Genomic DNA, 23507 nt, shown 5'->3' with positions numbered 1-23507 from the left:
TCCTTACGGATCGACATCAGACCCGGCATCTCGTGCTCGGCAAGCGTGATCTCCTTCCGCCCGAAAGCGGCGAGAGAGAGATCGGCGACCTTGAAGTCCTGTTTGTTGGCGACCGTCGTCATAACGGGCTGCTCCTCGTTGTGGAGTCGAGGGTGGGTAGGGCGGCTCTGCGGCGGCGGGCACACGAATGCCCGAGCGCTCGCAGCGCAGTCCGTCGGAGGCCCTCTCTCCCTCGGCCGGTCCGGCGTACGGACCGATCGACCGCCATCAGCAGCGACGTCTGACACTGCCGTCGAATCTACACCGAACGGCGCAGCCGCTCCCAGTCCACCGGGGCGGGTCCGGTGCGGGAGCGGCTGTGAGGGGTACGCGATGGCGGGTCCGATGCGGTCAGCGGCCGGTTTCCGTCGGCCCGCTGTCGCCGGACGCCGTGTCGCCGGGTTCGGCCGCTCCGGGTTCCGGGGCTTCCGGGCCGGGGGTGGCGTGGGTGCCGCCCGGGGCCTTGGCCGGGTTGGTGCCGGCCGCTGCCGCCGCCGCGTTGTAGATGTCCGGCTCCAGGTAGATCACCCGGGCGATCGGGACGGCGGCGCGGATGCGGGACTCGGCGGCGTTGATGGCGTTGGCGACCTCGTCGGCGGTGTCGTCGTGCTGGACCGCGATCTTGGCGGCGACCAGCAGCTCTTCCGGGCCGAGGTGGAGCGTACGCATGTGGATGATTCCGGTGACGGTGTCGCCGTCGACCACCGCGGCCTTGATCTTCTCGACCTGGTCCGCCCCGGCGGCCTCGCCGAGCAGCAGGGACTTGGTCTCGGCGGCCAGCACGAGCGCGATGGTGATCAGCAGGATGCCGATGCAGAGGGTGCCGATGCCGTCCCACACGCCGTTGCCCGTGCCGAGGGCCAGGCCGACGCCGCCGAGGGCGAGGACCAGACCGATCAGCGCGCCGAAGTCCTCGAGGAGCACGACGGGCAGTTCCGGGGCCTTCGCGCGGCGGATGAAGTCCGTCCAGCTGAGCGAGCCGCGCGTCTCGTTGGACTCCCTGATCGCCGTACGGAAGGAGAAGCCCTCGGCGATGATCGCGAAGACCAGGACGCCGACCGGCCAGTACCACGCCTCCACCTCATGGGGGTGCCTGATCTTCTCGTAGCCCTCGTACACCGCGAACATGCCGCCGACGGAGAACAGGACGATGGAGACGAGGAAGGCGTAGATGTAGCGCTCGCGGCCGTACCCGAAGGGGTGCTGCGGGGTGGCTTCGCGCTGGGCCCGCTTGCCGCCGAGGAGCAGCAGGCCCTGGTTGCCGGAGTCGGCGAGCGAGTGGACGCTCTCCGCGAGCATCGACGAGGACCCGCTGAACAGGAACGCCACGAATTTGGCCACTGCGATCGCGAGGTTGGCGCCGAGTGCCGCCACGATCGCCTTGGTTCCGCCTGACGCACTCATGGGTGCCTGGTGTCCCTTCTTCGGTCTGCGGCTCCGACGGCCGCGGTGTGGCGGCACATTGTTGCAGCCGTCGTCACGGACGGTGCGTCAGGCCACTACTGTCGCACGGAACAGCGTGCCCGCTCCGGACACATGTACCCGCTCGCCCGCCGGTACGAAGACCGATTCGCCGGGCGCGAGGGCGAGGTCCCCGGCGCTCGGGGCGCCCGCCGTGCACAGCAGGATCTGCGGTGTGGACGCGGTCAGGTCGGCGGGGGCGGCGCCGGGTGACAGGTCGAAGCGGGAGAGGCGGAACTCGTCCACCGGTGTCTCGTACAGCTCCTCGCCCGACGGGGACGCCTCCGGGCGCAGGATGCCCGGGTCGGTCGCCTCGAAGCGGACGATGCGCAGGAGTTCGGGTACGTCGATGTGCTTGGGCGTCAGGCCGCAGCGCAGCACGTTGTCCGAGTTGGCCATGATCTCGACGCCGAGGCCGTCGAGGTACGCGTGCGGGACGCCGGCGCCGAGGAACAGCGCCTCGCCGGGCTGGAGCCGTACGTGGTTGAGCAGCATGGCCGCGATGACGCCCGCGTCGCCGGGGAAGTGGTGGGCGATGCGGGCGTACGGGGCGTAGGCACCGCCGATCCGTTCCGCGGCGGCCGCGGCGGCGGTCACCGTTTCGGCCATCTCGTCCGGGTCCGCGGTGAGGATCGCCGTCAGGACCTCGCGCAGCGCGGCCTCCTCGGGCTGGGCGCGGAGCAGGTCCGCGTACGGCTTGAGGGAGTCGACGCCCAGGCCCTCCATCGCCTCGGCCGCCTCCAGGGGCCGGCGGAATCCGCACAGGCCGTCGAAGGGGGTGAGCGCGCAGATCAGCTCGGGCTTGTGGTTGGCGTCCTTGTACGTGCGGTGGGGGGCGTCGATCGGGACGGACCGGCCCTCCTCGTCCGCGTAACCCGCCTTGGCCTGGTCCAGGTTCGGGTGCACCTGGAGGGAGAGGGGGGCGCCCGCGGCGAGCAGCTTGAGGAGGAAGGGCAGGCGGGGACCGAACTTGTCGACGGTCGCCGTGCCGAGTTCGCGGGCCGGGTCGGCGTCGATGATCTCGGTGAGGGACTGCTCGGCGGCGCCGGTTTCGGTGCGGGTGATCCGGGAAGGGGCGCCCGGGTGGGCGCCCATCCACATCTCCGCCTGCGGCTCCCCGGTGGGGGCGACGCCCAGCAGGGCGGGGATCGCGGTGGTCGAGCCCCAGGCATACGGGCGCACGGTGTTGGAGAGCCGGTCCATGGATCAGTCCTTGTGTTGCTGTGCTGTCTTGGCGTGGTGCGGGTGTCTCAGGCGCCGGGGGCCGAGGCGAGCGACAGGTAGACCGCGGCGAAGTCCGTGACGGCGAGCAGCTCCGCGAGGGATTCGAGCGTGCTGCCCTCCTCCGGTTCGAGCTCGCTGATCGCCGTGTCGTGGCCGAGGGCCAGTTCGCGGGCGGCCGGGGCGGCGCTGAGGCCGCCGGTCGGGCGGTCGCGGAGCAGCACCACCCGGGCGTGCAGGGGCTCCGACTCCTCGACGCGGTCGCGGAAGAAGTCGTCCGGGTCCGCGCCCGCGGCGAAGGCGCCCGCCAGCAGGCCGCCGTGCGCGGGAAGGGCCTCCGGTAGTGCGGCGGCGAGGGCCGGGCGCCCCGAGAGCTCCGCCAGGACCGCGGCGAACCGGCGCCCGACCGGGCCGGCCGCTTCGCCCTCCGTCCAGATCAGCGGGAGGGTGTCCGCGAGTTCGGCGGCGAGGGTCTTGGCCGGGTTGCTGTACGTGGCGATGGCCGGACCGCAGCGCTCCGCCGTACGGTCCAGGCGGTCGGCGACGCTCTGGAGCGCGTCGGCGGGGGCGGTGACCAGGCCGACGCGGTCGAGCAGGGCGAGGAGCGGGGTGAGCAGGGCCCAGAGGGTGCCGGGGCCCGCGGCCGAGGTCTCGGCGTCGTACTCGCCGTGCGGGGCGGAGGCCATGGGGACGACGACGCCGTGCACCCCGTGGACCGCCTCCCTCAGCGGGGAGCGCAGCGGGGCGACGGCCACGACCGTGCAGCCCCGGCGGTACGCCTGCTCTGCGAGGAGGGCGAGGCCCGGTTCGGAGCCGTCCGCCGTGGCGATGAGCAGGAGGTCCACGGAGCCGGCCCAGCCGGGGAGGGTCCAGCGGAGTGCGCCGGGGGCGGGGGCGACGCCGGTCGGGGGGATACGGGTGACCGGGGCGTAGGCGCCGGCGAGCGCGGCGATCAGGTCCGCGACACCGGTCGCGGCGGTGCCGGAGCCGGCGACCAGGACGGCGCGCGGGCGGCCCTCCGGCTTCAGCTCGGTGATCCCGGCCTCCGTCGCGTGGCGGGCGGCGGTGCGGACCCGGGCCCCGGCCTCGGCGGCGCCGCGGAGCAGGTCGCGGCGGTCGGCTCGGGCCAGGGCGTCGGGGGCGTCGAGCAACGACTCGTCGAGCATGGGGCGGTCCTCCGATCACATGCCGGTCACCGGCGGGTGCGGGTGCGGGGCGGCCGCTTCGGGCCGGTTGCGCCGGTCCGGCCGATTACGCCGGGCGGCGGGCCTCGTCGACGAGGAGTACGGGGATGCCGTCCCGGACCGGGTAGGCGAGGCCGCAGTCGGTGCCGGTGCAGATGAGTTCCGGGGTGTCGGCTGCCGTCTGGTCGTCCAGGGGGGCGTGGCAGGCCGGGCAGGCCAGGATCTCCAGGAGGCCGGCTTCGAGCGGCATGGGGTGTCCCTTCGGGCGGTCTGTGGTCGGGGCCCTTGTGGGGGCGTGGTCAGCCTACCGCCGGGGCGGGGTGGGGTGCGTGTCGTGGGGCGGGTGCGTGGGGGCGGGGCGTTGAGGGCGGGTGCGGGTGCGTTGCGCCTGCGGCGGGCCTGTTCCCCTACCCGCCCCTTCCCGAAACCGGGGCGCTGCCCCGGACCCCGCTCCTCAAACGCCGGAGGGGCTGGGTTTCACGTCGGGGCCGGGTTTCACGTCGGGGCCGGGTTTCACGTCGGGGCCGGGTGGGCGCGAGTTCTACCCACGGATCAGGCCCAGGACCTCGTCCCGTACCCGGCTCATCGTCTCCTCGTCCTTCGCCTCCACGTTCAGGCGCAGCAGCGGTTCCGTGTTGGACGGGCGGAGGTTGAACCACCAGGCAGGGGTTGTGACCGTGAGGCCGTCGAGGGCGTCGGTGGTGGTGTTGTCGCGGGAGGTGAAGGCGGAGGCCACCTTCTCCGTGCTGGCCTTCTGGTCGTCGACCGTGGAGTTGATCTCGCCGGAGGCGGCGTAGCGGTCGTACTGGGCGACCAGGGCCGAGAGGGGGCCCGCCTGGCCGCCGAGGGCGGCGAGGACGTGGAGGGCGGCGAGCATGCCCGTATCGGCGTTCCAGAAGTCGCGGAAGTAGTAGTGGGCCGAGTGCTCGCCGCCGAAGATCGCGCCGTGGGAAGCCATCTCGGCCTTGATGAAGGAGTGGCCGACCCTGGTGCGGACGGGGGTGCCGCCGTGTTCGCGTACGACCTCGGGGACGGAGTGGGAGGTGATCAGGTTGTGGATGACCGTGCCCCGGCCGCCGTTGCGGGCCAGTTCCCGGGCCGCGACCAGGGCGGTGATCGCCGACGGGGAGACGCCTTCGCCCCGTTCGTCCACCACGAAGCAGCGGTCCGCGTCGCCGTCGAAGGCGAGGCCCAGGTCGGCGCCCTCGGCCACCACCCGGGCCTGGAGGTCCGTGATGTTCTTCGGGTCCAGGGGGTTGGCCTCGTGGTTCGGGAAGGTGCCGTCCAGCTCGAAGTACATCGGGACCAGGTCCACGGGCAGCCCGGCGAAGACCGTGGGGACGGTGTGGCCGCCCATGCCGTTGCCCGCGTCCACGACGACCTTGAGGGGGCGGATCTCCGTCAGGTCCACCAGGGAGAGCAGATGGGCGGCGTAGTCCGTGAGGGTGTCGCGCTCGGTGACCGTCCCTCCGGAGGCGACCGGCGCGGGGGCGCCCTTCTCCGACCACTCCTCGGCCAGCGTGCGGATCTCGGCCAGGCCCGTGTCCTGGCCCACCGGCGCCGCGCCCGCCCGGCACATCTTGATGCCGTTGTACTGCGCGGGGTTGTGCGAGGCGGTGAACATCGCGCCGGGCAGGTCCAACGCCCCGGACGCGTAGTACAGCTGGTCCGTCGAGCAGAGGCCGATCATCGTGACGTCGGCGCCGCGCTCCGCCGCGCCCCGTGCGAAGGCCCCGGACAGGGACGGGGACGTGGGGCGCATGTCGTGGCCGATCACGATCGCGTCCGCGCCGGTCACCTCGACGAAGGCCGCCCCGAGGAGTCCGGCCAGCTTCTCGTCCCACTGGTCGGGCACGACTCCGCGCACGTCGTACGCCTTCACGAGCTGCGACAGGTCTGCGGTCACGGGCCGGTCCTCCTGGGGGTTGCTTCGGACCGCCCAACGTACCCGGCGGCCGGCGGTCCCTCAGGAGTCGGGTGAGCGCAGGACGCGGAGGTGACCCCTGCGGGCGACCTCCATCGGGTCCGCGGTCCGGCGGCCGCCGCCCGGAGTGCCGTCACCACGCTCCTGCGGACGCGCGGCTTCGCGTACGGCGTTGGCCAGCGCTTCCAGGTCGTCGCCGCTGGGGCGGCTGGGCGCGGAGGGGTCGGAGAGCCGGACGACCTCCCAGCCCCGTGGCGCGGTCAGCCGCTCGCTGTGCTCGGCACAGAGGTCGTAGCAGTGGGGCTCGGCGTAGGTGGCGAGCGGGCCGAGGACCGCAGTCGAGTCGGCATAGACGTACGTCAGTGTCGCGACGGCAGGGCGGCCGCACGCGGTGCGCGAACAGCGACGTACAGGGCTCACGATGTTGGACGGTACCGCACTCTTGAGCGGGCTGCGACGACTCTCCCCCGGCTCACCCCTCCGTGTCGCCCTGTGACCTCCGGCACACGCGCCCCCCGGACAACTCCGCTGACCTGCGCGGGAGGAGAGGGCGAGGGCTCTGACGGCAATGATTCCGGTCACCGCTGTGGTGCGAACCTTTCACAAGGCGCCGGCCCGGCGGTCGTGAGCGGGGCTGGAAACGGGCTCCCGTGTGGCCGGATCGCTCAAGAGCGGACAGGGCGGCGTGAGCCCGCTCGCCCTCCGGCCGGGCGGGCCGTCGGGGGTTAGGCTGCGTCGGTGATGGACAGTTCCGTACCGCCCAGCCCGCCCGAGCCGCGTCCGCGGCGCCGGGACCGACACGGCCGAGGTATGCGCGGGCCCGTCGCCCCGCCGCAGGTGCCGCTGTCCACGAGCCGCGCGGACAACTTCCGCGATCTCGTCCAGGACTCGGTGGAGCGGCTGGAGCGGCGCTGGCCGCAGCTGGCGGAGGTCGACTTCGTCGTCCTGGAGGTGCCGGAGACGGCGGAGGAGACGGTTCCGCTGGGTGACGCGGTCTCCGCCGAGAAGGGCCGGCCCGCCCGCATCAGCGTCTACCGGCGCCCTGTCGAGCTGCGCACCAAGAGCCGTGACGAGCGGGCCCTGCTCGTCCACGAGATCGTGGTCGAGCAGGTCGCGGAGCTGCTGGGCCTGGCGCCCGAGTCCGTCGACCCGCGGTACGGCCAGGAGTAGCGCCTCTCAGTCGTCCAGCACCGACAGGTCCTGCCGGGCCGCCGGTACCTCCACCGTGCCCCGGTCGTCCGGCAGCGTCTGCACCGTGAACATCTGGATGCCGCTCACCGTCTCCGTGAGCGTGCGCGCGGCGTGCACCGGTCCGCCCGACCGCGTCTCGACCGTCAGGGCGTAGGTGCCCTTGAGGCCCGTCGGCACGGGCGGGGTGACCGCCGTGGTGGTGCCCGCCGCGATCTTGTACGTCTTGCTGACCGGCGTGCCGCCGCCGCTGCCCGCCGACGCCGTGACCTTGACGGTCGCGGCGGCACCGGGGGCGGTGAGGGAGAGGACCGAGCCCTTGGACCGGTTGTCGGCGACGGTCGCGCGTGCGCCCACCGGGCCGGTCGCCGGGATGTAGGCGACCTCCTGCTTGTCGCCCTTGCCCCGGACCACGCGCAGTGCGGCGACGACCGGGGTGGCCCTGCCCTTCTCGGAGGGCACCAGCATCAGCGAGCCCGCCTCGCCCCGGGTGATGTCCTTGAGGTCCATTCCGGCGGTCATGTGCGACTTGACGTGCAGTTCCTCGTAACCGGCCGGGGTGACCGCGCCGGACTTGCCGAGCAGCTTCAGACCGAGATCGGCGTCGTCGTCACCGGGGGCGAAGGCCACCAGGCGGACCGAGGTCGCGTCGGCCGGGATGCCCGGCAGCACGACCGTGCCGGCGGGTTCGGCGGAGGCGGTGATCCAGTCGCTGCCGGTCTTGTCGTCCGCCGTCCTGACGGCCGCGCCCACCCTGCCCGTACGGGTGGTGACGTGGACGGTGACGTCGTCGGCGGCCTTGCTCGTGAGCGTCGAGATCAGGACGCGCACGCCGGAGCCCGCCGGGACCGTGATGCCCTCGCCCACGTCGGACTTGAGGGAGCCGTCCGGGCCGTACAGCTCGATGTCGGCGACGGCGGCGGTGTCGTCCGGGTTGGTGAGGTGGACGTAGTCCTCGCGGGACTTGGCGGTGCTCGCCGCCGGGAACCAGAAGTCGGTGTCGGGCGCGGTGCAGCTGATGCCGAGCAGGCCGCGTCCGTCGCCGGCCTCGACGGTGGTGGTCTGCTGGGCGGTCCAGCCGGGTGCGAGCCGGCCCGTCGCGGTGCCGATGAGGGCGGGCGAGTCCGCGCCCGACGCCTCACCGGTTGCGGGCTTGCCAGGCTCCTCGAGGGAGACCACCGGCTTGTCCCCCTTGTCCTTCTTGCTCTTGTCCTTCTTGTCCTTGTCATCGGACTTGTCGTCGGGCTTCGCCTCGCCGTCCTTCGCGGAGGACAGGAGCTCGGCGGTGCCGGCGGTGGTGGAGCCGCCGCTCCCGCCGGACGGTGTGAAGGCCGTGTACGCCGTCTCCGAGAGGTCGGAGAGGCCGGGCGCCGGGCAGAGCAGGCTGGTCCGTTCGACGGGCAGCCGTGCGGCCGTCCCCGCTTCCGCCATGCTGCCGCCGGACGGCTCGTTGAGCGCGGCGAACCCGGTGACGGCGGCCAGGGCGACCGCCCCGGCGATGAGGGACAGGCTGCTGGTGGACTTCACTCGGACTCGCCTCGGGTCGGCCACGGGTTCTGGCCCGGGGCGGGGTTCTCGGGGTGCTGCGGGTCGTACGGGTGCTGCTCGCCGTACTGCCCGGCCTCGGGGCCGTACCCGTTCGGGTCATAGGACTGCGGGTCGTACGCGGGCGGGTCGTACGGGCCCGCGTACTGGCCCTCCTGGTACTGGTTGGCCTGGTACTGGGGGTAGCCGTACGGGTCGTAGCCGCCGGTGTCCGGCTGCTGCTGCCCCTCGGCGTACTGCGGGTCCTGGTACGGGGCGCCGTCCTGGTACTGCGGATAGCCCGGGTCCTGGTACTGGCCCTGCCCGTTGTCCCAGTCGCCGTACTGCTGCTGCGGTACGAAGACGCTGTCGTCGTCCTCCGGGGCCGCCTGGCCGGTTTCGGCGCTCTGCTGGGCGGGAACGTACGCGGGCTGCTCCCCGGTCTCCTCCTGGCCCGGGCCACCCGCCGCGTCCTGCTGCTCGGGGGCGCCCTCTGCGGCCTCGCTCTCGGCCAGGGCGGCGGCGCGCAGCCTGCGGGCGCGGCGGCCCTCGCCGGCGACCGGTTCGGCGGCGACCGCCTCGGCCTCCTCGGGCAGGTCGTCGTCGATCTCGCGGCGGCGGCCGGGCAGGGCCATGACCACGAGGACCACGGCGAGCGCGATCTGCGCCCAGATCCACACGGTGTGCGTGAAGGGGGCCTCATACGTGAGGTCCAGGGTGCCGCCCTCGGCGGGCAGTTCGAAGCCCTGGGCCCAGCCGTCGACGGTCTTCGCGGTCAGCGCGCGGCCGTTGAGGGTGGCCTGCCAGCCGGGGTCGGCGGCGTCGGCGATCCGCAGCACCCGGCCGTTGCCGCCCGCCGGGACCTTGGTGTGCGCCTCGACCGGCTGGGAGCCGACGGGAAGCGGCTCGTCGCCGGCCCCGGACGGGACGATCATGATGCGGGCGACCTGCCGGTCCACCCGCCACAGGGCGCTGCCGTCGAGCTGGCTGAGCCGGCTCAGGCCCGGGGTGGCGTCGAGCACCCGGCTCATCTGCTTGGGCGCCCCGTCGCGCACGAGGACGTAACGGATCGCGAAGCCGCTGAGCTGGCTGCCCTGGTCGGCGCCGGAGCCGGCGACCAGGTTGGCGACGACCTTGTCGAGGTGGCTGTTGCCGCCCTGGGCCTCGGCCAGCTCCGCGTCGCCGAGCCGGGCGCCCGAGCCGCGGACGAGGGTGTAGTCGACGGAGGCGGACGAGGTGCCGCCCAGGACCAGGGTGCGCGGCTGGTCGCGGGTCCCGCTCTCCTCCGCGACGAACGCGGGCACCTGGACCGGGTCGCGGCGTTCCAACGGGCCCGCCGCGCCGCCGATCATCCAGCCGGCGGCGGCCAGCACGGGGGCCACGCCCGCCGCGAGGGCGATCAGGACCGCGACCGGCTGGCGCCAGCCGAAGCTCAGTTCGGCGACGCGGATGCGGGCACCGTCCGCGCCGACCAGCGCGGCGGCGATGAGCGCGGCGCCGTAGACCAGCGTGGCGGGGCCCGCCCAGCCGGAGCCGTTGGCGAGCCCGGCGAACGCGAGGGAGACCAGCGCGGCCACCCAGGCGGTCCGGACGGCGAACTGCCGCTCCCCGCGCAGCAGGGCGGCCAGCGCCGCGAGGACGATGCCGAGGAGCAGGACGCCGCCCGCCGCCTTCGGCCCGCCGGGGCTGATGCCGAGGAGGTCCAGCGCGGAGGCGGAGCCCGTACCGGTCTCCAGGCCGGCTTCCTCCAGGAACGCGGACGGGCTGCTCAGGAGCGAGAGCGACCAGGGCGCGAGGACCAGGACGGGGGTGCCGACGGCGGCGAGGAAGCGGAGCGCGTACGCCGTGATGTCGCCGCGCCGCAGCACCAGGACGCCGAGGCCGAGGACCACGGCGAGCGGCCACACGATCGGCGTGAACGCCATGGCGAGGGTGAGGAGCAGGGTGTAGGCCCAGGTGGCGCGCCAGCTGCCGCGGGTGTCGCCGGTGGCGCGCATGCCGTGCGCGGAGACGGCGGTGCGCGCGATCAGCGGCAGCAGGACGGCCAGGACGGCGGTGCCGAGGCGGCCGGTCGCCAGGGCGCCGGTCGCGGCGGGCAGGAAGGCGTACGCGACGCTCGCCCAGGCCCGCAGCAGGCGTGAGGGCAGCAGCGGGCGGGTGACGAAGTACGCGGTGAGTCCGGCGAGCGGGACCGAGCAGACGAGCAGCAGGGTGAGCGCGAAGCCGGTGGAGCCGAGGAACAGCGCGGACAGGGCCGAGATGACGGCGAGGTAGGGCGGGGCGGTCTGGGTGCCGCCGGTGCCGACGGTGTGCCAGCCGTCCGCGTACCGCGCCCACAGGTCGGAGACGTCGCCGGGCGCGGGCAGCAGGGCGCCGCCGGCCAGCGCGCCGCCGCCGATGAGGTCGCGGCAGGCGACGAGGGAGACCAGGAGGAGCAGGACGAAGAGGACCGGTCCCGGCTTGCGGCCGACCTTCTTCAGCCGGGCGAACTGGTCGATCTCCAGGTAGTCGGCGTCGTCGCCGCCCGGTCCGGACTCGACGGCGCCGTGCCGGGAGCCGCCGGAGTCGGCGTCGGAACCGCCGCCGAAGTTCCCGGCGACCTGTTCGACGGTGGCGCGGATGGTGGCGCCCGGTGCGGGGAAGAGGCCGCGCAGTTCGGCGGCGTCGACGGCGCCCTTCCCCCGGGCGCGGCGGGCGGCCAGGATGCGGCCGGGGCGCAGCAGGGTGCTCAGGAGTCCGGTGACCTCGTCGATGGCCTGGCCCGGGACCTTGCCGACGAGGTAGGCGAGGGTGCGCAGCAGGGTGCCGAGGACGAGCCGGAGCATGACCCAGGGCAGCTGCTTGCCGCGCGCGTTGACGAGCATCGTGTAGACGGCGCCCGCCTTGTCCACGCGGTGCGGGCTGGCGACATTGCGGCCGGCGCAGTCGATGGGGCGGCGTTCCCGCGCGGACGCCTCGGCATGCCGCAGGACGGCGTCGGGGGCGATGAGCACCCGGTGGCCCGCCATGTGGGCGCGCCAGCAGAGGTCGACGTCGTCGCGCATGAGCGGGAGCCTGCGGTCGAAGCCGCCCAGCTCCTCCCAGACGTCGCGGCGGACGAGCATGCCGGCGGTGGAGACGGACAGGACGGTGCGGACCTGGTCGTGCTGGCCCTGGTCCTGCTCGCGGCGGTCGAGGCCGGTCCAGCGGCGGCCGCTGTTGGCGATGGAGACGCCGACTTCGAGGAGCTGGCGGCGGTCGTACCAGCCGCGCAGCTTGGGGCCGACGATCGCGGCGTGCCGGTCGTTGTCCACGACGCGCAGCATCTCGGCGAGCGCGTCGGGCGCGGGCGCGCAGTCGTCGTGGAGCAGCCAGAGCCACTGCACCGGTTCGCCGTGCGGCAGCTCGGGCATCTCGTACGCCTCGTCGTGCCAGGTCCGGGTGACCGGGTCCCAGCCGCTGGGCCGCTTCAGGTAGGGCAGGTCGTCCGGGGTGAGGACGCCGGCCGTGCGGCTCGCCTCGTCGACGGCGGTGCCGAAGCTGGTGCGCCGCGCGAGGTGCAGGACGCGGTCGGCGCCGAGGGCCTCGGTGACCAGGCGCGCGGAGTCGTCGGCGCTGCCGGTGTCGGCGGCGACGACGTTCTGTACGGGGCGTTCCTGGCCGAGCAGTCCGGCGAGCGCGTCGGGCAGCCAGCGTGCGCCGTCGTGGGAGACGAGCACGGCGGTGACGACATGCCGGGGGAACTCGGGGGCGGCGGCGGCCGCGTACGGCGCCGTTGATTGGCTGTGCACGGACATCGAGGTACGGGCCCTCCGGCCGGGTCCGGGGGACGTCCCCCCGGGGGCTGCATCGGTGTACACGCGCGCTCTGTCGGGTCGTTGGCGCGTCTCGGACGGGGCCCCACACTAACGGTAGGGGTAACCGGGGTGGCGCGGAGCGGTTGAACGAGGGCGCGAGAGGGTAGCGGCCGGCGCGGATTCCGGGCGGGTGCGGGCACGGCGGTGGTGCTTCCCGGGTACGGCGACGGCCCGCGGCCTGCGGGGGTGCAGGCGGCGGGCCGTGGGGTTCGTGCGCGGTGGGACCGGTCGGGCCGGTCCGGTCAGACGGCAGCCTTCTTCAGGCGCCGGCGCTCGCGTTCGGAGAGGCCGCCCCAGATGCCGAACCGCTCGTCCTTCGAGAGGGCGTACTCCAGGCACTCGGACCGGACTTCACAGGCGAGGCAGACCTTCTTCGCCTCGCGGGTCGATCCACCCTTCTCGGGGAAGAAGGACTCGGGGTCGGTCTGGGCGCACAGCGCGCGCTCCTGCCAGCCGAGCTCTTCGTCCGCGTCCTCGACCAGCAGTTGCTGGAACAGCTCGGTCATCTGCGCCCCTCGTCTGTCTCTTGCGTCCCGTGATGCGGCCGTTACCGAATCGGCCGAACGACACGGGTGAAATTACAAGCGTGTAGCTCTGGCTGGTCAAGCCCGGATCTGCTATTGGCCTCGGTATTCACCCTGCGGCACCAACCGTATGCGTTAAGTGTTCAAATCACCAAAAACCTGACATATGCCATGGGCTCTACCGCATTCCCACCCGCTACGGAGACAAACCGCTGCGGGCTCGGACACGTTTCGATTCGATCACTGAAGCGACCAAGATCACATTCGGGTCACGGCGTCGCGCCCATGTTTGGCGGCACGGCTGTTGCGCCACCTGTCCCCACCGAGGCCCGCTAAAACCTTTCTCCGATCGGAGTAACCGGATGAGGTGAAACATTGCCGCCAAACCGGGCATTGGGTTGACACCGGGCGGCTCTCCGGTTCTCCTTGATGGCATGCCAGTGACCTCAGCGACGCACGCGACCCGCGCCCGTGGGTTCCGTAGCGCTGTCCAGGCTCGCTGTTGCTGTTCCAGCTGTCTCAGCTGTTGATGCCGCCGACGCCGTCGTAGCCCTCCCGCTCCGGCCCGGCACCGCTCGTCCCGCCCCTCCTCCGCGCGGCCCCCTCCGGCTTTCCGGCGTCGGCGCTCCCGGACCTCGTGACGAGCCCCCGCACCGCACGCCGCACTCGCACCCTGCCGAGGAACCACGCTCCATGAACAGCAGCGACAGCGACCTCCAGATCGCCGGCGACCTCCTGGAGGTCCGGCACCTTCTCCGCCCCGCCCCCGAACACCCCGCCACCGTGGCGGAGTTCGTCGGCCTCGCCCGTACCATCGCCGCCGACCGCGACCGGTGGGCACCGCTCGTCCAGTACGACGCCACCGCCCGCTGGTACCACCGCCTGCGGGTAGGACCCGGCTACGAGGTCTGGCTGCTGAGCTGGGTGCCCGGGCAGGGCAGCGGGCTGCACGACCACGGGCCGTCCTCCGGCGTTCTGACCGTGCTCGACGGCGAGCTGACCGAACGGACGGAGCGGGGGAAGCGGTCGCTGAGCGCGGGCGCGCAGCGCGTCTTCGCCCCCGGCTATCTCCACGAGGTCGTCAACGACTCCCTCGAACCGGCCGTCAGCCTGCACATCTACTACCCGGGCCTCACCGACATGCCGATGCACGCCGCGCAGTGCGCCCCGGCGGCCGCGACTGCCTGAGCGGCCCGTCGCCCACCACCACCCCAACACGGATCAGGCTTCGCCCGACAGTCCCACCCGTCGCCCACCACCACCCCAACACGGATCAGGCTTCGCCCGACAGTCCCACCCGTCGCCCACCACCACCCCAACACGGATCAGGCTTCGCCTGACAGTCCCACCCGTCGCCCACCACCACCCCAACACGGATCAGGCTTCGCCTGACAGACTGTTTGCATGCGCATTGTGGTTCTGGCCGGCGGTATCGGTGGTGCTCGTTTCCTGCGGGGTCTCAAGGAGGCCGCGCCCGACGCGGACATCACGGTCATCGGCAACACCGGTGACGACATCCATCTGTTCGGGCTCAAGGTCTGCCCCGACCTCGACACCGTGATGTACACCCTCGGCGGTGGCATCAACGAGGAGCAGGGCTGGGGCCGCACCGACGAGACGTTCCACGTCAAGGAGGAACTCGCCGCGTACGGCGTCGGCCCCGAGTGGTTCGGGCTCGGTGACCGCGACTTCGCGACGCACATCGTCCGTACGCAGATGCTCGGCGCGGGCTACCCGCTCAGCGCCGTCACCGAGGCGCTCTGCGCCCGCTGGAAGCCGGGTGTCCGGCTGCTGCCCATGTCCGACGACCGCGTCGAGACGCATGTGGCGATCGAGGAGGACGGCGAGAGCCGGGCCGTGCACTTCCAGGAGTACTGGGTGAAGCTGCGGGCCGCCGTGCCGGCGCGGGCGATCGTGCCCGTCGGCGCGGAGCAGGCGAAGCCGGCGCCCGGTGTCCTGGAGGCGATCGCCGGGGCCGACGTCATCCTCTTCCCGCCGTCCAACCCGGTCGTCTCCGTCGGGACCATCCTCGCCGTGCCCGGCATCCGCGAGGCCATCGCCGAGGCCGGGGTGCCGGTCGTCGGCCTCTCCCCCATCGTCGGTGACGCCCCGGTGCGCGGAATGGCGGACAAGGTCCTCGCGGCGGTGGGCGTCGAGTCGACCGCCGCCGCCGTCGCCGAGCACTACGGGTCCGGGCTGCTCGACGGCTGGCTGGTCGACACCGTGGACGCGGGGGCGGTCGAGAGGGTGGAGTCCGCGGGCATCCGCTGCCGGTCCGTACCGCTGATGATGACCGACGTCGCCACCACCGCCGAGATGGCGCGGCAGGCGCTCGTCCTCGCCGGGGAGGTCCGCGCGTGAGCTCCGCCGACGCCCCCTCCTACCGGGTGTGGGCCCTGCCCGGGATGCCCGAGGTGCGGCCCGGGGACGACCTCGCGAAGCTGATCGCGGCCACCGGGCCGGGGCTCGTGGACGGTGACGTCCTGCTCGTCACCTCGAAGATCGTCTCCAAGGCGGAGGGCCGGATCGTCGAGGCCCCCGACCGGGAGGCGGCCATAGACGCCGAGACGGTACGGGTGGTGGCGCGGCGCGGTCCGCTGCGGATCGTGGAGAACCGGCAGGGCCTGGTCATGGCCGCCGCCGGTGTCGACGCCTCGAACACCCCCGCCGGAACGGTCCTGCTGCTCCCCGAGGACCCCGACGCTTCGGCCCGGGCGATCCGGGAAGGGCTGCGGGCGGCGCTCGGCGTCGAGGTCGGCGTCCTCGTCACGGACACCTTCGGCCGGCCCTGGCGCAACGGGCTGACCGATGTCGCCATCGGCGCGGCGGGCGTGCGGGTGCTGGACGACCTGCGGGGCGGGCGGGACGCGCACGGCAATCCGCTGAGCGCGACCGTGATCGCCACCGCCGACGAGCTGGCCGCCGCGGGTGACCTGGTCAAGGGCAAGACGGACGGGCTGCCCGTCGCCGTGGTGCGCGGCCTCGGGCATGTCGTGGACGCGGCGGACGGGCAGGACGCCCGTGCGATGGTGCGGGTCGCGGCCGACGACATGTTCCGGCTGGGGACCTCCGAGGCGGTCCGGGAGGCGGTGACGCAGCGGCGTACGGTGCGCGAGTTCACGGACGAGCCGGTGGATCCGGGGGCGGTACGGCGTGCGGTCGCCGCCGCCGTGACCGCGCCGGCGCCGCACCACACGACGCCGTGGCGGTTCGTGCTGCTGGAGTCCCCTGAGTCGCGGACCCGGCTGCTCGACGCGATGCGGGACGCGTGGATCGCGGATCTGCGGCGCGACGGCAAGAGCGAGGAGTCGATCGCCAAGCGGGTGCGGCGGGGCGATGTGCTGCGCCGGGCGCCGTACCTGGTGGTGCCGTGCATGGTCATGGACGGTTCGCACACGTACGGGGACGAGCGGCGGGACGGCGCGGAGCGCGAGATGTTCGTGGTCGCGGCGGGGGCCGGCATCCAGAACTTCCTGGTGGCGCTGGCCGGGGAGCGGCTGGGGTCGGCGTGGGTGTCCTCGACGATGTTCTGCCGGGATGTGGTGCGGGAGGTTCTGGGGCTGCCCGGGTCCTGGGATCCGTTGGGGGCGGTGGCGGTGGGGCACGCGGTGGCGGCCCCCGGGCCGCGGGTGGGGCGGGCCGCGGAGGACTTCGTCGTCGTGCGGTAGGCGCCTTTGGCGCCGTGTTCCGGGGTGCTGGCTCCGTGTGCCCTCAGCGCCGACGGGCCGTTCGGGGCTCTGCCCCGGGCCCCGGGCCTCAATCGCCGGACGGGCTTGTTTTTGGCCCGGCCCCTCGTGCCCCTGCGGGCTTGATTCTGCCCGGCCCGGAGCACATCTGCGGGCTTGATTCGGCCGCGGCCTTGGTCCTCAATCGCCGGACGGGCTTGAGTGCACCGCCAGGCGGGCTGAGCCAGGCTCACGGGTTCTACAGCCTCGCTATGTCCCTCGGCTGGAAGCGCGGCGCCCTCCTCGGGGGCGTCGCGCCCGAGAGCAGGATCAGGCGGGTCGCCCGGTGGCGTTGGCCCTCGTACGGGGTGAGGAGGGTCAGCATCTCCTCGTCGTCCGCGTGGCGGTTGCCCGCCAGGGCGTGGCCGACGATGCCGGGGAGGTGGAAGTCGCCCACCGTCACCGCGTCCGGCGCACCGTTGGAGCGCTGCAGGGTCTCCGCCGCCGTCCAGGGGCCGATGCCCGGGATCGCCTGGAGGCGCGTCAGCGCGTCGGGGAGGTCCATCGCGGCCGCCTCCTCCATCCGTCGGGCCACCCGGACCGTGCGCAGGATCGTCGCGGAGCGCTTGCTGTCGACGCCCGCGCGGTGCCAGTCCCAGGACGGGATCAGCGACCAGGTGCGGGCGTCCGGCATGACGTAGAGGCCGTACTCCTGCGGGCCGGGCGCGGGCTCCCCGTACTGGCGCACCAGGAGGCGCCAGGCGCGGTACGCCTCGTCCGTCGTGACCTTCTGCTCCAGGATCGACGGGATCAGCGACTCCAGCACCAGGCCCGTGCGCAGCAGCCGCAGTCCGGGGCGGCGATGCTGGGTCTGGGCGAGGAGGCGGTGGCGCGGAGTGAAGGCCGCCGGGTCGTCGCCCTCGCCGAGCAGCGTGGGCAGCTGGTCCAGCAGCCAGGGCGCGCCGGGCCCCCAGGCGGACGCCTCGATCCGGCCGTCGCGGGCGACGACGCGGAGTGTGCCGGGGCCCTCGGGGGTGCGGCTGGCCCGGCGTACGGAGCCGTCGGCGACCATCCGGAACGTGGGGTCGGCGGGGCCCCGGCGCAGGGGGCCGAGGACGAGCCTCAGGTCGAGCGGGCCGGGAGGCGTCCAGACACGGGTCTGCGCCGCCGGTACGGGCGTGGCCGCCGCCTGGTGCGGGACGGGCGCGCGCCGGGCGTTGCGGGGAGCGAATCGTCCTGCCACGGATGAGGTCCTCGGTCGTCGGGGCTGCCTGTCGAGGGTACGGCGATTTTCGGCCACCTGGTCCGCGTACGAGGCGGAGCGGCCGGGTGGCTCACTCGTCCGAGGAGAACCGCACCGACGCGTCCGGCAGGCGCGCCCCGCACCAGACGCGGACGCCCTCGCGGAGCTCGTTGTCGGCGCCCACCTCCGCGCCGTCACCGACGACCGCGCCGGCCAGCACCGTACGGCTGCCGATGCGGGCGCGCTCGCCGACCAGGGAGTCCGTGATCTCCGCGCCGGGCTCGACGACCGCGCCCGCGAGCACGGTGGAGCCGTCGATCCGGGCGCCCGCGCCGATCACCGCGCCGCCGCCGATGACCGTACCGCCGGAGAGTTTGGCGTCGGAGGCGACCGAGGCGGTCGGCAGGACGAGGCTGTCGCCGCAGCGGCCCGGCACCGCCGGGGAGGGCGCGCGGCCGAGCACCAGGTCGGCGGAGCCCCTGATGAACGCCTGCGGGGTGCCGAGATCCAGCCAGTACGTGGAGTCGACCATGCCCTGGAGGTGGGCGCCGTCGGCGAGGAGACCGGGGAAGGTCTCGCGTTCGACGGAGACGGGCCGGCCGGCCGGGATGGTGTCGATGACCGAGCGGCGGAAGATGTACGCGCCGGCGTTGATCTGGTCGGTGACGATCTCCTCGGGCGTCTGCGGCTTCTCCAGGAAGGCGGTGACGCGGCCGGTGCCGTCGGTCGGCACGAGGCCGAAGGCGCGCGGGTCCTCGACCCGGGTCAGGTGGAGGGAGACGTCGGCGCCGGAGTCGGCGTGCGAGGTGACCAGGGCCCGGATGTCGAGCCCTGTGAGGATGTCGCCGTTGAAGATGAGGACCGGTTCGTCCGGGCCGGAGGCGAGGCGGTGGGCGACGTTGCGGATGGCGCCGCCGGTGCCGAGCGGTTCGCGCTCGGTGACGTACTCGATGTGCAGGCCGAGCGAGGAGCCGTCGCCGAAGTACGGCTCGAAGACCTCGGCGAGATACGAGGTGGCGAGGACGATGTGCTCGACCCCGGCGGCCCGGGCACGCGCCAGCTGGTGCGTGAGGAAGGGGACGCCCGCCGCCGGAACCATGGGCTTGGGCGTGTGCACCGTGAGCGGGCGCAGCCGGGTTCCCTTGCCGCCGACCAGGAGGATCGCTTCTTTTGCCTCTGTCACAGCACTGTCTTCGCTTCCTGCTGGGGCCGGGCGTCGTTACGGCTGGCCAGTGTATGCAGCCGCTGGGGGCGCCCCCGGACGGCGGGGCTCGACGGCCTCGCGGGGGGCCGACGTCGTCCTGACGGTCCCCGGCTTCCTGTAGAGACGCGCTGCCGGGCATTCGGTTGCGCATCGGTCGCGGTCGCGGCCGGTGTACGCGACACCTACCGGGCCCCGCCCCGCCGCGTACGCTTTCGCCCATGAACGCCAGCGACCGCACCCCCGCCGACCTGCTGCGTTCCGCGCTCGCCGCGGACCCGGCCCGCCCCCTGGTCACCTTCTACGACGACGCCACCGGAGAGCGCGTCGAACTGTCGGTGGCCACCTTCACCAACTGGGTGGCCAAGACCGCCAACCTGCTCCAGGGCGATCTGGCGGCCGAGCCCGGCGACCGGCTCGCGCTGCTGCTCCCCGCGCACTGGCAGTCCGCGGTCTGGCTGCTGGCGTGTGCCTCGGTCGGCGTGGTCGCCGAGGTGCAGGGCGACCCGGCCGCCGCCGACCTGGTCGTGACCGGCCCGGACACGCTGGACGCGGCGCGCGCCTGCCGGGGCGAGCGGATCGCCCTGGCGCTGCGTCCGTTGGGCGGGCGGTTCCCGCAGGCGCCGGAGGGCTTCGCGGACTACGCGGTGGAGGTGCCGGGGCAGGGCGACCGGTTCGCGCCGTTCGCCCCGGTGGACCCGGACGCGCCGGCGCTGACGGTGGGCGGGGCCTCGTTCACGGCGGCGGAGCTGGTGGCGCGGGGCCGCGAGGACGGGGCGGCGCTCGGCCTGGGCGCCGGTTCACGGCTGCTGTCGGGGCGTGCGTACGACACCTGGGACGGGCTCAGCGCCGGGCTCTACGCACCGCTGGCGACCGGGGGCTCCGTGGTCCTGTGCCGCCACCTCGACCGGCTGGACGCGGAGGCGCGGGCGCGACGGGTGGAGAGCGAGCGGGTCACGCTGACGGTGTGACAGCACCCGGGGCCGGTATGACAAGCGGCACGAAGGGGGCACCCGTCCGGCCCATCGTGGGCCGAGTCCCCCGTGTCGGCACTCAACTCCGGTACATGATCTGCCGTACAGACCTGCCGAGGCACAACCAAGCGTGAGGTTCAGCCGTCTACTTCTGCGACCGGCGGCCCAGCGCGCCGCCGAACGTGAAGGATGGACGCAGACGTGACCGAAAGCGCCGGCACTCCGGGCGACCCCGGCGACGAGGGCACGCCCGGCGATGCGGCCGCCCCCGACGGTGAGACCCGCAGCGGGTCCGGCAGCGGTCCCGGGCCCGCCCCGGAGGAGCCGCCGAAGGGCGGGGGCCTCGACATCACCGTCAGGCGCAAGCGCCACTGGCTGCGCTGGACCGCGCTCGGCGCCTCGTTCGTCGTGCTCGTCGCGGCGGGCGTCGGCTGGTGGCTGTACAAGAAGCTGGACGGCAACATCCGGACGGACACCTCGGCGGCGGCCGAGCTGAAGGCGTACGAGAAGGAGCGGCCGGTCTCCGTCGTGCACGACGCGGAGAACATCCTGCTGATCGGCTCGGACAGCCGGGCCGGCGACAACCGCGCGTACGGCCGCGACGACGGCGGCAGCCAGCGCTCGGACACGACGATCCTGCTGCACCTGGCGGCGAACCGGAAGAGCGCCACCGCGATGTCGATCCCGCGCGACCTGATGGTGGACATCCCGGCCTGCCACAAGGCCGACAAGACCGCCACCAGGGCGCAGTTCGCGCAGTTCAACTGGGCCTTCGAGATGGGCGGGACGGCCTGCACCATCCGGACCGTCGAGAAGATGACGGGCATCCGCATCGACCACCACATGGTCATCGACTTCAACGGCTTCAAGGACATGGTCGACGCGGTGAACGGGGTGGAGATCTGCCTCAAGGAGCCGGTCGACGACAAGGACGCCCACCTCAAGCTCACGGCGGGCCGCCACAAGCTCGACGGGGAGCAGGCGCTCGGCTACGTACGGGTCCGGAAGTCGCTCGGCAACGGGAGCGACACCGACCGCATGGACCGCCAGCAGCGGTTCCTGGGGGCGCTCGTCAACAAGGTGCAGAGCAACGGCGTCCTGCTCAACCCGACGCGGCTCTACCCGGTGCTGGACGCGGCCACGAAGGCGCTGACCACCGACCCGGGCCTGGACAGCCTGAAGGACCTCTACGACCTGGTGCGGGGCATGCGTGACGTGCCCACCGACAAGGTGCAGTTCCTTACGGTGCCCCGGCAGCCGTACCACCTGAACAGGAACCGGGACGAACTGGTGCAGCCGGACGCGGACAAGCTGTTCAAGCAGCTCCGCGACGACAAGCCGGTCGCCGTGGTGCCCGCCGACAAGCTCAAGAGCGACGACAAGAACCCGGAAGCGACCGGCGCCTCGGGGCCGTCGCCCACACCCACGTATTCGGGGAACAATGCCGCGACCGACCTGTGCAAGCAGTAAAGCAATGGCCAAACAGACACCAACATTCCGCGCGCAATGGGAAGAATGCCCGGTTGTAAGGGCCGTGGAATGTGTCACGCGCGTCGCTGGACGCCGAATGGGACGGATAGTGTGACGCGATCCGGTGCTGCCGGCCGTCCGGCCGCGCACTTCTGGAGAGAAAGACTGAGCGCCTTTTCGGGGGAGGCGCCTCGCGTGGCACCGACGGAGGACTCGAGCAACCGTGGATGCGCAAAGCCGTGGGCGGGCTGAAGACATGGATCCCGCAGACCAGTGGGTTCTCAACCCGGACACCGGCGATTACGAACTGCGACTGAACCACTCCGGAGGGAACACCCCCCGGTCCTCGGCCCCTCCGGCCCAGCGCGGGCCGTCGAGCACCCCTCGCCGCGCCCCCGCGGGCGACTCGCCGCGGCGCGCCACCGAGGTGCCGCGCCAGGGCGGACGGCGGTCGGCGAACGGCCCCCGCGGCCAGCAGCGCCCCGCACCCGGTGACGCCGGCCCGGGGCGCCGTAAGCGCAAGGCCCCCAAGTCGCGCGGCAAGAAGGCCCTGCTGTGGACGGGCGGCGTGATGGCGTTCGTGCTCGTGGGCGTATCGGCCGGCGGCTACTGGCTCTACCAGCGCCTCAACGGCAACATCAACACGGTGGACATCGGCGACGCCGGCAACAAGGACGTCGTCACCGCCAACGCCCCGATCAACATATTGATCATCGGCACCGACAAGCGGACCGGTAAGGGCAACGAGGGCTACGGCGACAAGGGCAGCGTCGGCCACGCGGACACGAACATCCTGTTCCACGTCTCCGAGGACCGCACCAACGCCACGGCGATGAGCATCCCGCGCGACCTCATCACCGACATCCCGGACTGCAAGTCCGTGCAGGAGGACGGCTCCGAGAAGACGATCTCGGGCACGCAGCACGTCCGGTTCAACCGGAGCCTCGGCGAGAACGGCCGCGACCCGGGCTGCACGATGAAGACGGTCGAGGAGTTGACCGGCGTGAAGGTCGACCACTTCATGATGGTCGACTTCAACGCGGTGAAGACGCTCTCCACGGCGGTCGGCGGCGTCAACATCTGCCTCGACCACGCCATCGACGACCCGAAGTCCCACCTCAATCTGCCCGCCGGCCCGAACAAGGTCCAGGGCGAGGACGCCCTGGCGTTCGTACGGACGCGGCACGCCTACACCAACGGAAGCGACCTCGACCGGATCAAGGGCCAGCAGCAGTTCATCGGATCGATGATCAAGAAGGCCAAGTCGGACGACACGCTGACCAGCCCGACGAAGCTGTTCAAGGTGGCGGACGCGGCGACCAAGGCCCTGACGGTCGACAAGGCCATCGGCGACGTGAAGAAGCTCAGCACGCTCGCCAAGGAGATCACCAAGACGGACACGAAGAACATCACCTTCGTCACGATGCCGGTGATCGACAACCCCGACGAGCCCAAGCCCGTCACGGTCGTCCCCCACCCGACGCAGGCGGAGCAGCTGTTCTCGATGCTGCGCGACGACACCTCGCTCACCGAGGTGGCCGCGCAGAAGAAGAAGGCCAAGAGCAAGCAGGACGCGCTGCTCAAGGGAACCAAGGCCGCACCGGCCGACGTCCGGGTCGATGTGTACAACGGTGGCGAGGTCGCCGGCGGAGCCCAGCAGACGGTCACCTGGCTGCAGAACACCAAGGGCGTCCTGAAGTCCACGAACAAGGCCAACGCGCCCGGGAAGATCGCCAAGACGACGCTGGAGTACGCCCCGAACCAGGCGGACCAGGCCCGTGCCCTCGCCGAGATGATGGGGCTTCCCGGCTCCGCGATGAAGCCGGGCACCAAGGACGCCGAGGGGCTTCAGGCGATGGTGCTGACGCTGGGCAAGGACTTCCAGGCGGCCGGTACGCCGATCACGGCGCCGAAGAAGATCGACATTCCGAAGTCCAGCGCCGAATCCGCGGGGTGCTCCAAGTGACGCCGCGTCACCGCGCCATACGAGTCTGAGCAGCAGGGGGGTCCTGGTGGGACGGAGCAGCACGTCGGGGGAGGGGACGCGGCCGCG

General features: G+C 72.8%; 19 protein-coding genes. 7 read left to right on the top strand and 12 right to left on the bottom strand.

Annotated elements, in window-relative coordinates; genetic code table 11:
* The 7 genes from ABZ565_RS08180 to ABZ565_RS08150 all read right to left on the bottom strand — a co-directional run.
* Positions 1-185 (bottom strand): adenosylhomocysteinase (locus ABZ565_RS08180; protein WP_361021895.1); only part of this gene is annotated, 185 nt, incomplete at its 3' end.
* A 205-nt stretch (positions 186-390) separates the two neighbouring features.
* Positions 391-1443 carry a cation diffusion facilitator family transporter gene (locus ABZ565_RS08175; protein ID WP_361021892.1) on the bottom strand — a complete coding sequence of 351 codons (1053 nt, stop codon included), beginning with the start codon at positions 1441-1443 and terminating at the stop codon, positions 391-393.
* 87 nt (positions 1444-1530) lie between these two features.
* Positions 1531-2703 (bottom strand): mannose-6-phosphate isomerase, class I, encoded by a 1173-nt coding sequence (gene manA, locus ABZ565_RS08170; protein ID WP_361021889.1) that lies wholly within the window; start codon positions 2701-2703, stop codon positions 1531-1533.
* Between the two features lie 47 nt (positions 2704-2750).
* On the bottom strand, positions 2751-3887 hold the full coding sequence (locus ABZ565_RS08165) for an SIS domain-containing protein (RefSeq protein ID WP_361021886.1): 1137 nt from the start codon (positions 3885-3887) through the stop codon (positions 2751-2753).
* A gap of 85 nt (positions 3888-3972) precedes the next feature.
* Positions 3973-4155: a Trm112 family protein gene (locus tag ABZ565_RS08160; protein ID WP_018103989.1), complete on the bottom strand. Its 183-nt coding sequence runs from the start codon at positions 4153-4155 to the stop codon at positions 3973-3975.
* Positions 4156-4446: 291 nt separating this feature from the next.
* On the bottom strand, positions 4447-5811 hold the full coding sequence (locus ABZ565_RS08155; protein WP_361021883.1) for a phosphomannomutase/phosphoglucomutase: 1365 nt from the start codon (positions 5809-5811) through the stop codon (positions 4447-4449).
* A 60-nt stretch (positions 5812-5871) separates the two neighbouring features.
* Entirely contained in the window at positions 5872-6249 is a 378-nt protein-coding gene (locus ABZ565_RS08150) for a DUF3499 domain-containing protein (protein WP_361021880.1), read from the bottom strand.
* 321 nt (positions 6250-6570) lie between these two features.
* Between ABZ565_RS08150 and ABZ565_RS08145 the strand changes: the two genes are divergently transcribed.
* Positions 6571-6999 (top strand): metallopeptidase family protein, encoded by a 429-nt coding sequence (locus ABZ565_RS08145; RefSeq protein WP_361021934.1) that lies wholly within the window; start codon positions 6571-6573, stop codon positions 6997-6999.
* Between the two features lie 6 nt (positions 7000-7005).
* Here ABZ565_RS08145 and ABZ565_RS08140 read toward each other — a convergent pair whose 3' ends face one another.
* The 3 genes from ABZ565_RS08140 to ABZ565_RS08130 form a co-directional block, all read right to left on the bottom strand.
* Positions 7006-8544, bottom strand: coding sequence for a DUF5719 family protein (locus tag ABZ565_RS08140; RefSeq protein ID WP_361021877.1), 1539 nt, complete (start codon positions 8542-8544; stop codon positions 7006-7008).
* A complete protein-coding gene (locus ABZ565_RS08135) occupies positions 8541-12317 on the bottom strand; it encodes a glycosyltransferase (protein ID WP_361021874.1) in 3777 nt (1258 codons plus the stop codon). The genes ABZ565_RS08140 and ABZ565_RS08135 overlap by 4 nt, the downstream gene beginning before the upstream one ends.
* A 302-nt stretch (positions 12318-12619) precedes the next feature.
* Positions 12620-12883 carry a WhiB family transcriptional regulator gene (locus tag ABZ565_RS08130; protein ID WP_018103995.1) on the bottom strand — a complete coding sequence of 88 codons (264 nt, stop codon included), beginning with the start codon at positions 12881-12883 and terminating at the stop codon, positions 12620-12622.
* 711 nt (positions 12884-13594) lie between these two features.
* Between ABZ565_RS08130 and ABZ565_RS08125 the strand changes: the two genes are divergently transcribed.
* The 3 genes from ABZ565_RS08125 (at position 13595) to ABZ565_RS08115 (ending at position 16569) form a co-directional block, all read left to right on the top strand.
* Positions 13595-14089 carry a cysteine dioxygenase family protein gene (locus ABZ565_RS08125; RefSeq protein ID WP_361021870.1) on the top strand — a complete coding sequence of 165 codons (495 nt, stop codon included), beginning with the start codon at positions 13595-13597 and terminating at the stop codon, positions 14087-14089.
* A gap of 216 nt (positions 14090-14305) precedes the next feature.
* Positions 14306-15262, top strand: a complete 957-nt coding sequence (gene cofD / locus ABZ565_RS08120) for a 2-phospho-L-lactate transferase (protein WP_361021867.1) — start codon at positions 14306-14308, stop codon at positions 15260-15262.
* Complete coding sequence (locus ABZ565_RS08115; protein WP_361021864.1) at positions 15259-16569, top strand: coenzyme F420-0:L-glutamate ligase; 1311 nt, start codon at positions 15259-15261, stop codon at positions 16567-16569. The genes cofD and ABZ565_RS08115 overlap by 4 nt, the downstream gene beginning before the upstream one ends.
* A gap of 256 nt (positions 16570-16825) precedes the next feature.
* Here the strand turns inward: ABZ565_RS08115 and ABZ565_RS08110 are convergent, their stop codons facing one another.
* Complete coding sequence (locus ABZ565_RS08110) at positions 16826-17809, bottom strand: DNA-3-methyladenine glycosylase 2 family protein (protein ID WP_361021861.1); 984 nt, start codon at positions 17807-17809, stop codon at positions 16826-16828.
* A 91-nt stretch (positions 17810-17900) separates the two neighbouring features.
* Positions 17901-18992: an NDP-sugar synthase gene (locus tag ABZ565_RS08105; RefSeq protein ID WP_361021858.1), complete on the bottom strand. Its 1092-nt coding sequence runs from the start codon at positions 18990-18992 to the stop codon at positions 17901-17903.
* Positions 18993-19231: 239 nt separating this feature from the next.
* On the opposite strand from ABZ565_RS08105, the gene ABZ565_RS08100 reads away from it, so the two are divergent.
* From ABZ565_RS08100 to ABZ565_RS08090, 3 genes are all read left to right on the top strand, one after another.
* Positions 19232-19981 carry a TIGR03089 family protein gene (locus ABZ565_RS08100; protein ID WP_361021855.1) on the top strand — a complete coding sequence of 250 codons (750 nt, stop codon included), beginning with the start codon at positions 19232-19234 and terminating at the stop codon, positions 19979-19981.
* A 192-nt stretch (positions 19982-20173) separates the two neighbouring features.
* Positions 20174-21454 carry an LCP family protein gene (locus tag ABZ565_RS08095; RefSeq protein ID WP_361021852.1) on the top strand — a complete coding sequence of 427 codons (1281 nt, stop codon included), beginning with the start codon at positions 20174-20176 and terminating at the stop codon, positions 21452-21454.
* Positions 21455-21710: 256 nt separating this feature from the next.
* Positions 21711-23420 (top strand): LCP family protein, encoded by a 1710-nt coding sequence (locus ABZ565_RS08090; RefSeq protein WP_361021849.1) that lies wholly within the window; start codon positions 21711-21713, stop codon positions 23418-23420.
* Positions 23421-23507: the final 87 nt, after the last annotated feature.

This window comes from Streptomyces sp. NPDC016469, from assembly GCF_040632905.1.
GTDB lineage: Bacteria > Actinomycetota > Actinomycetes > Streptomycetales > Streptomycetaceae > Streptomyces.
Note: the sequence above shows the minus strand (reverse complement) of the source record. Positions and strands in the feature narration are given on the sequence as shown.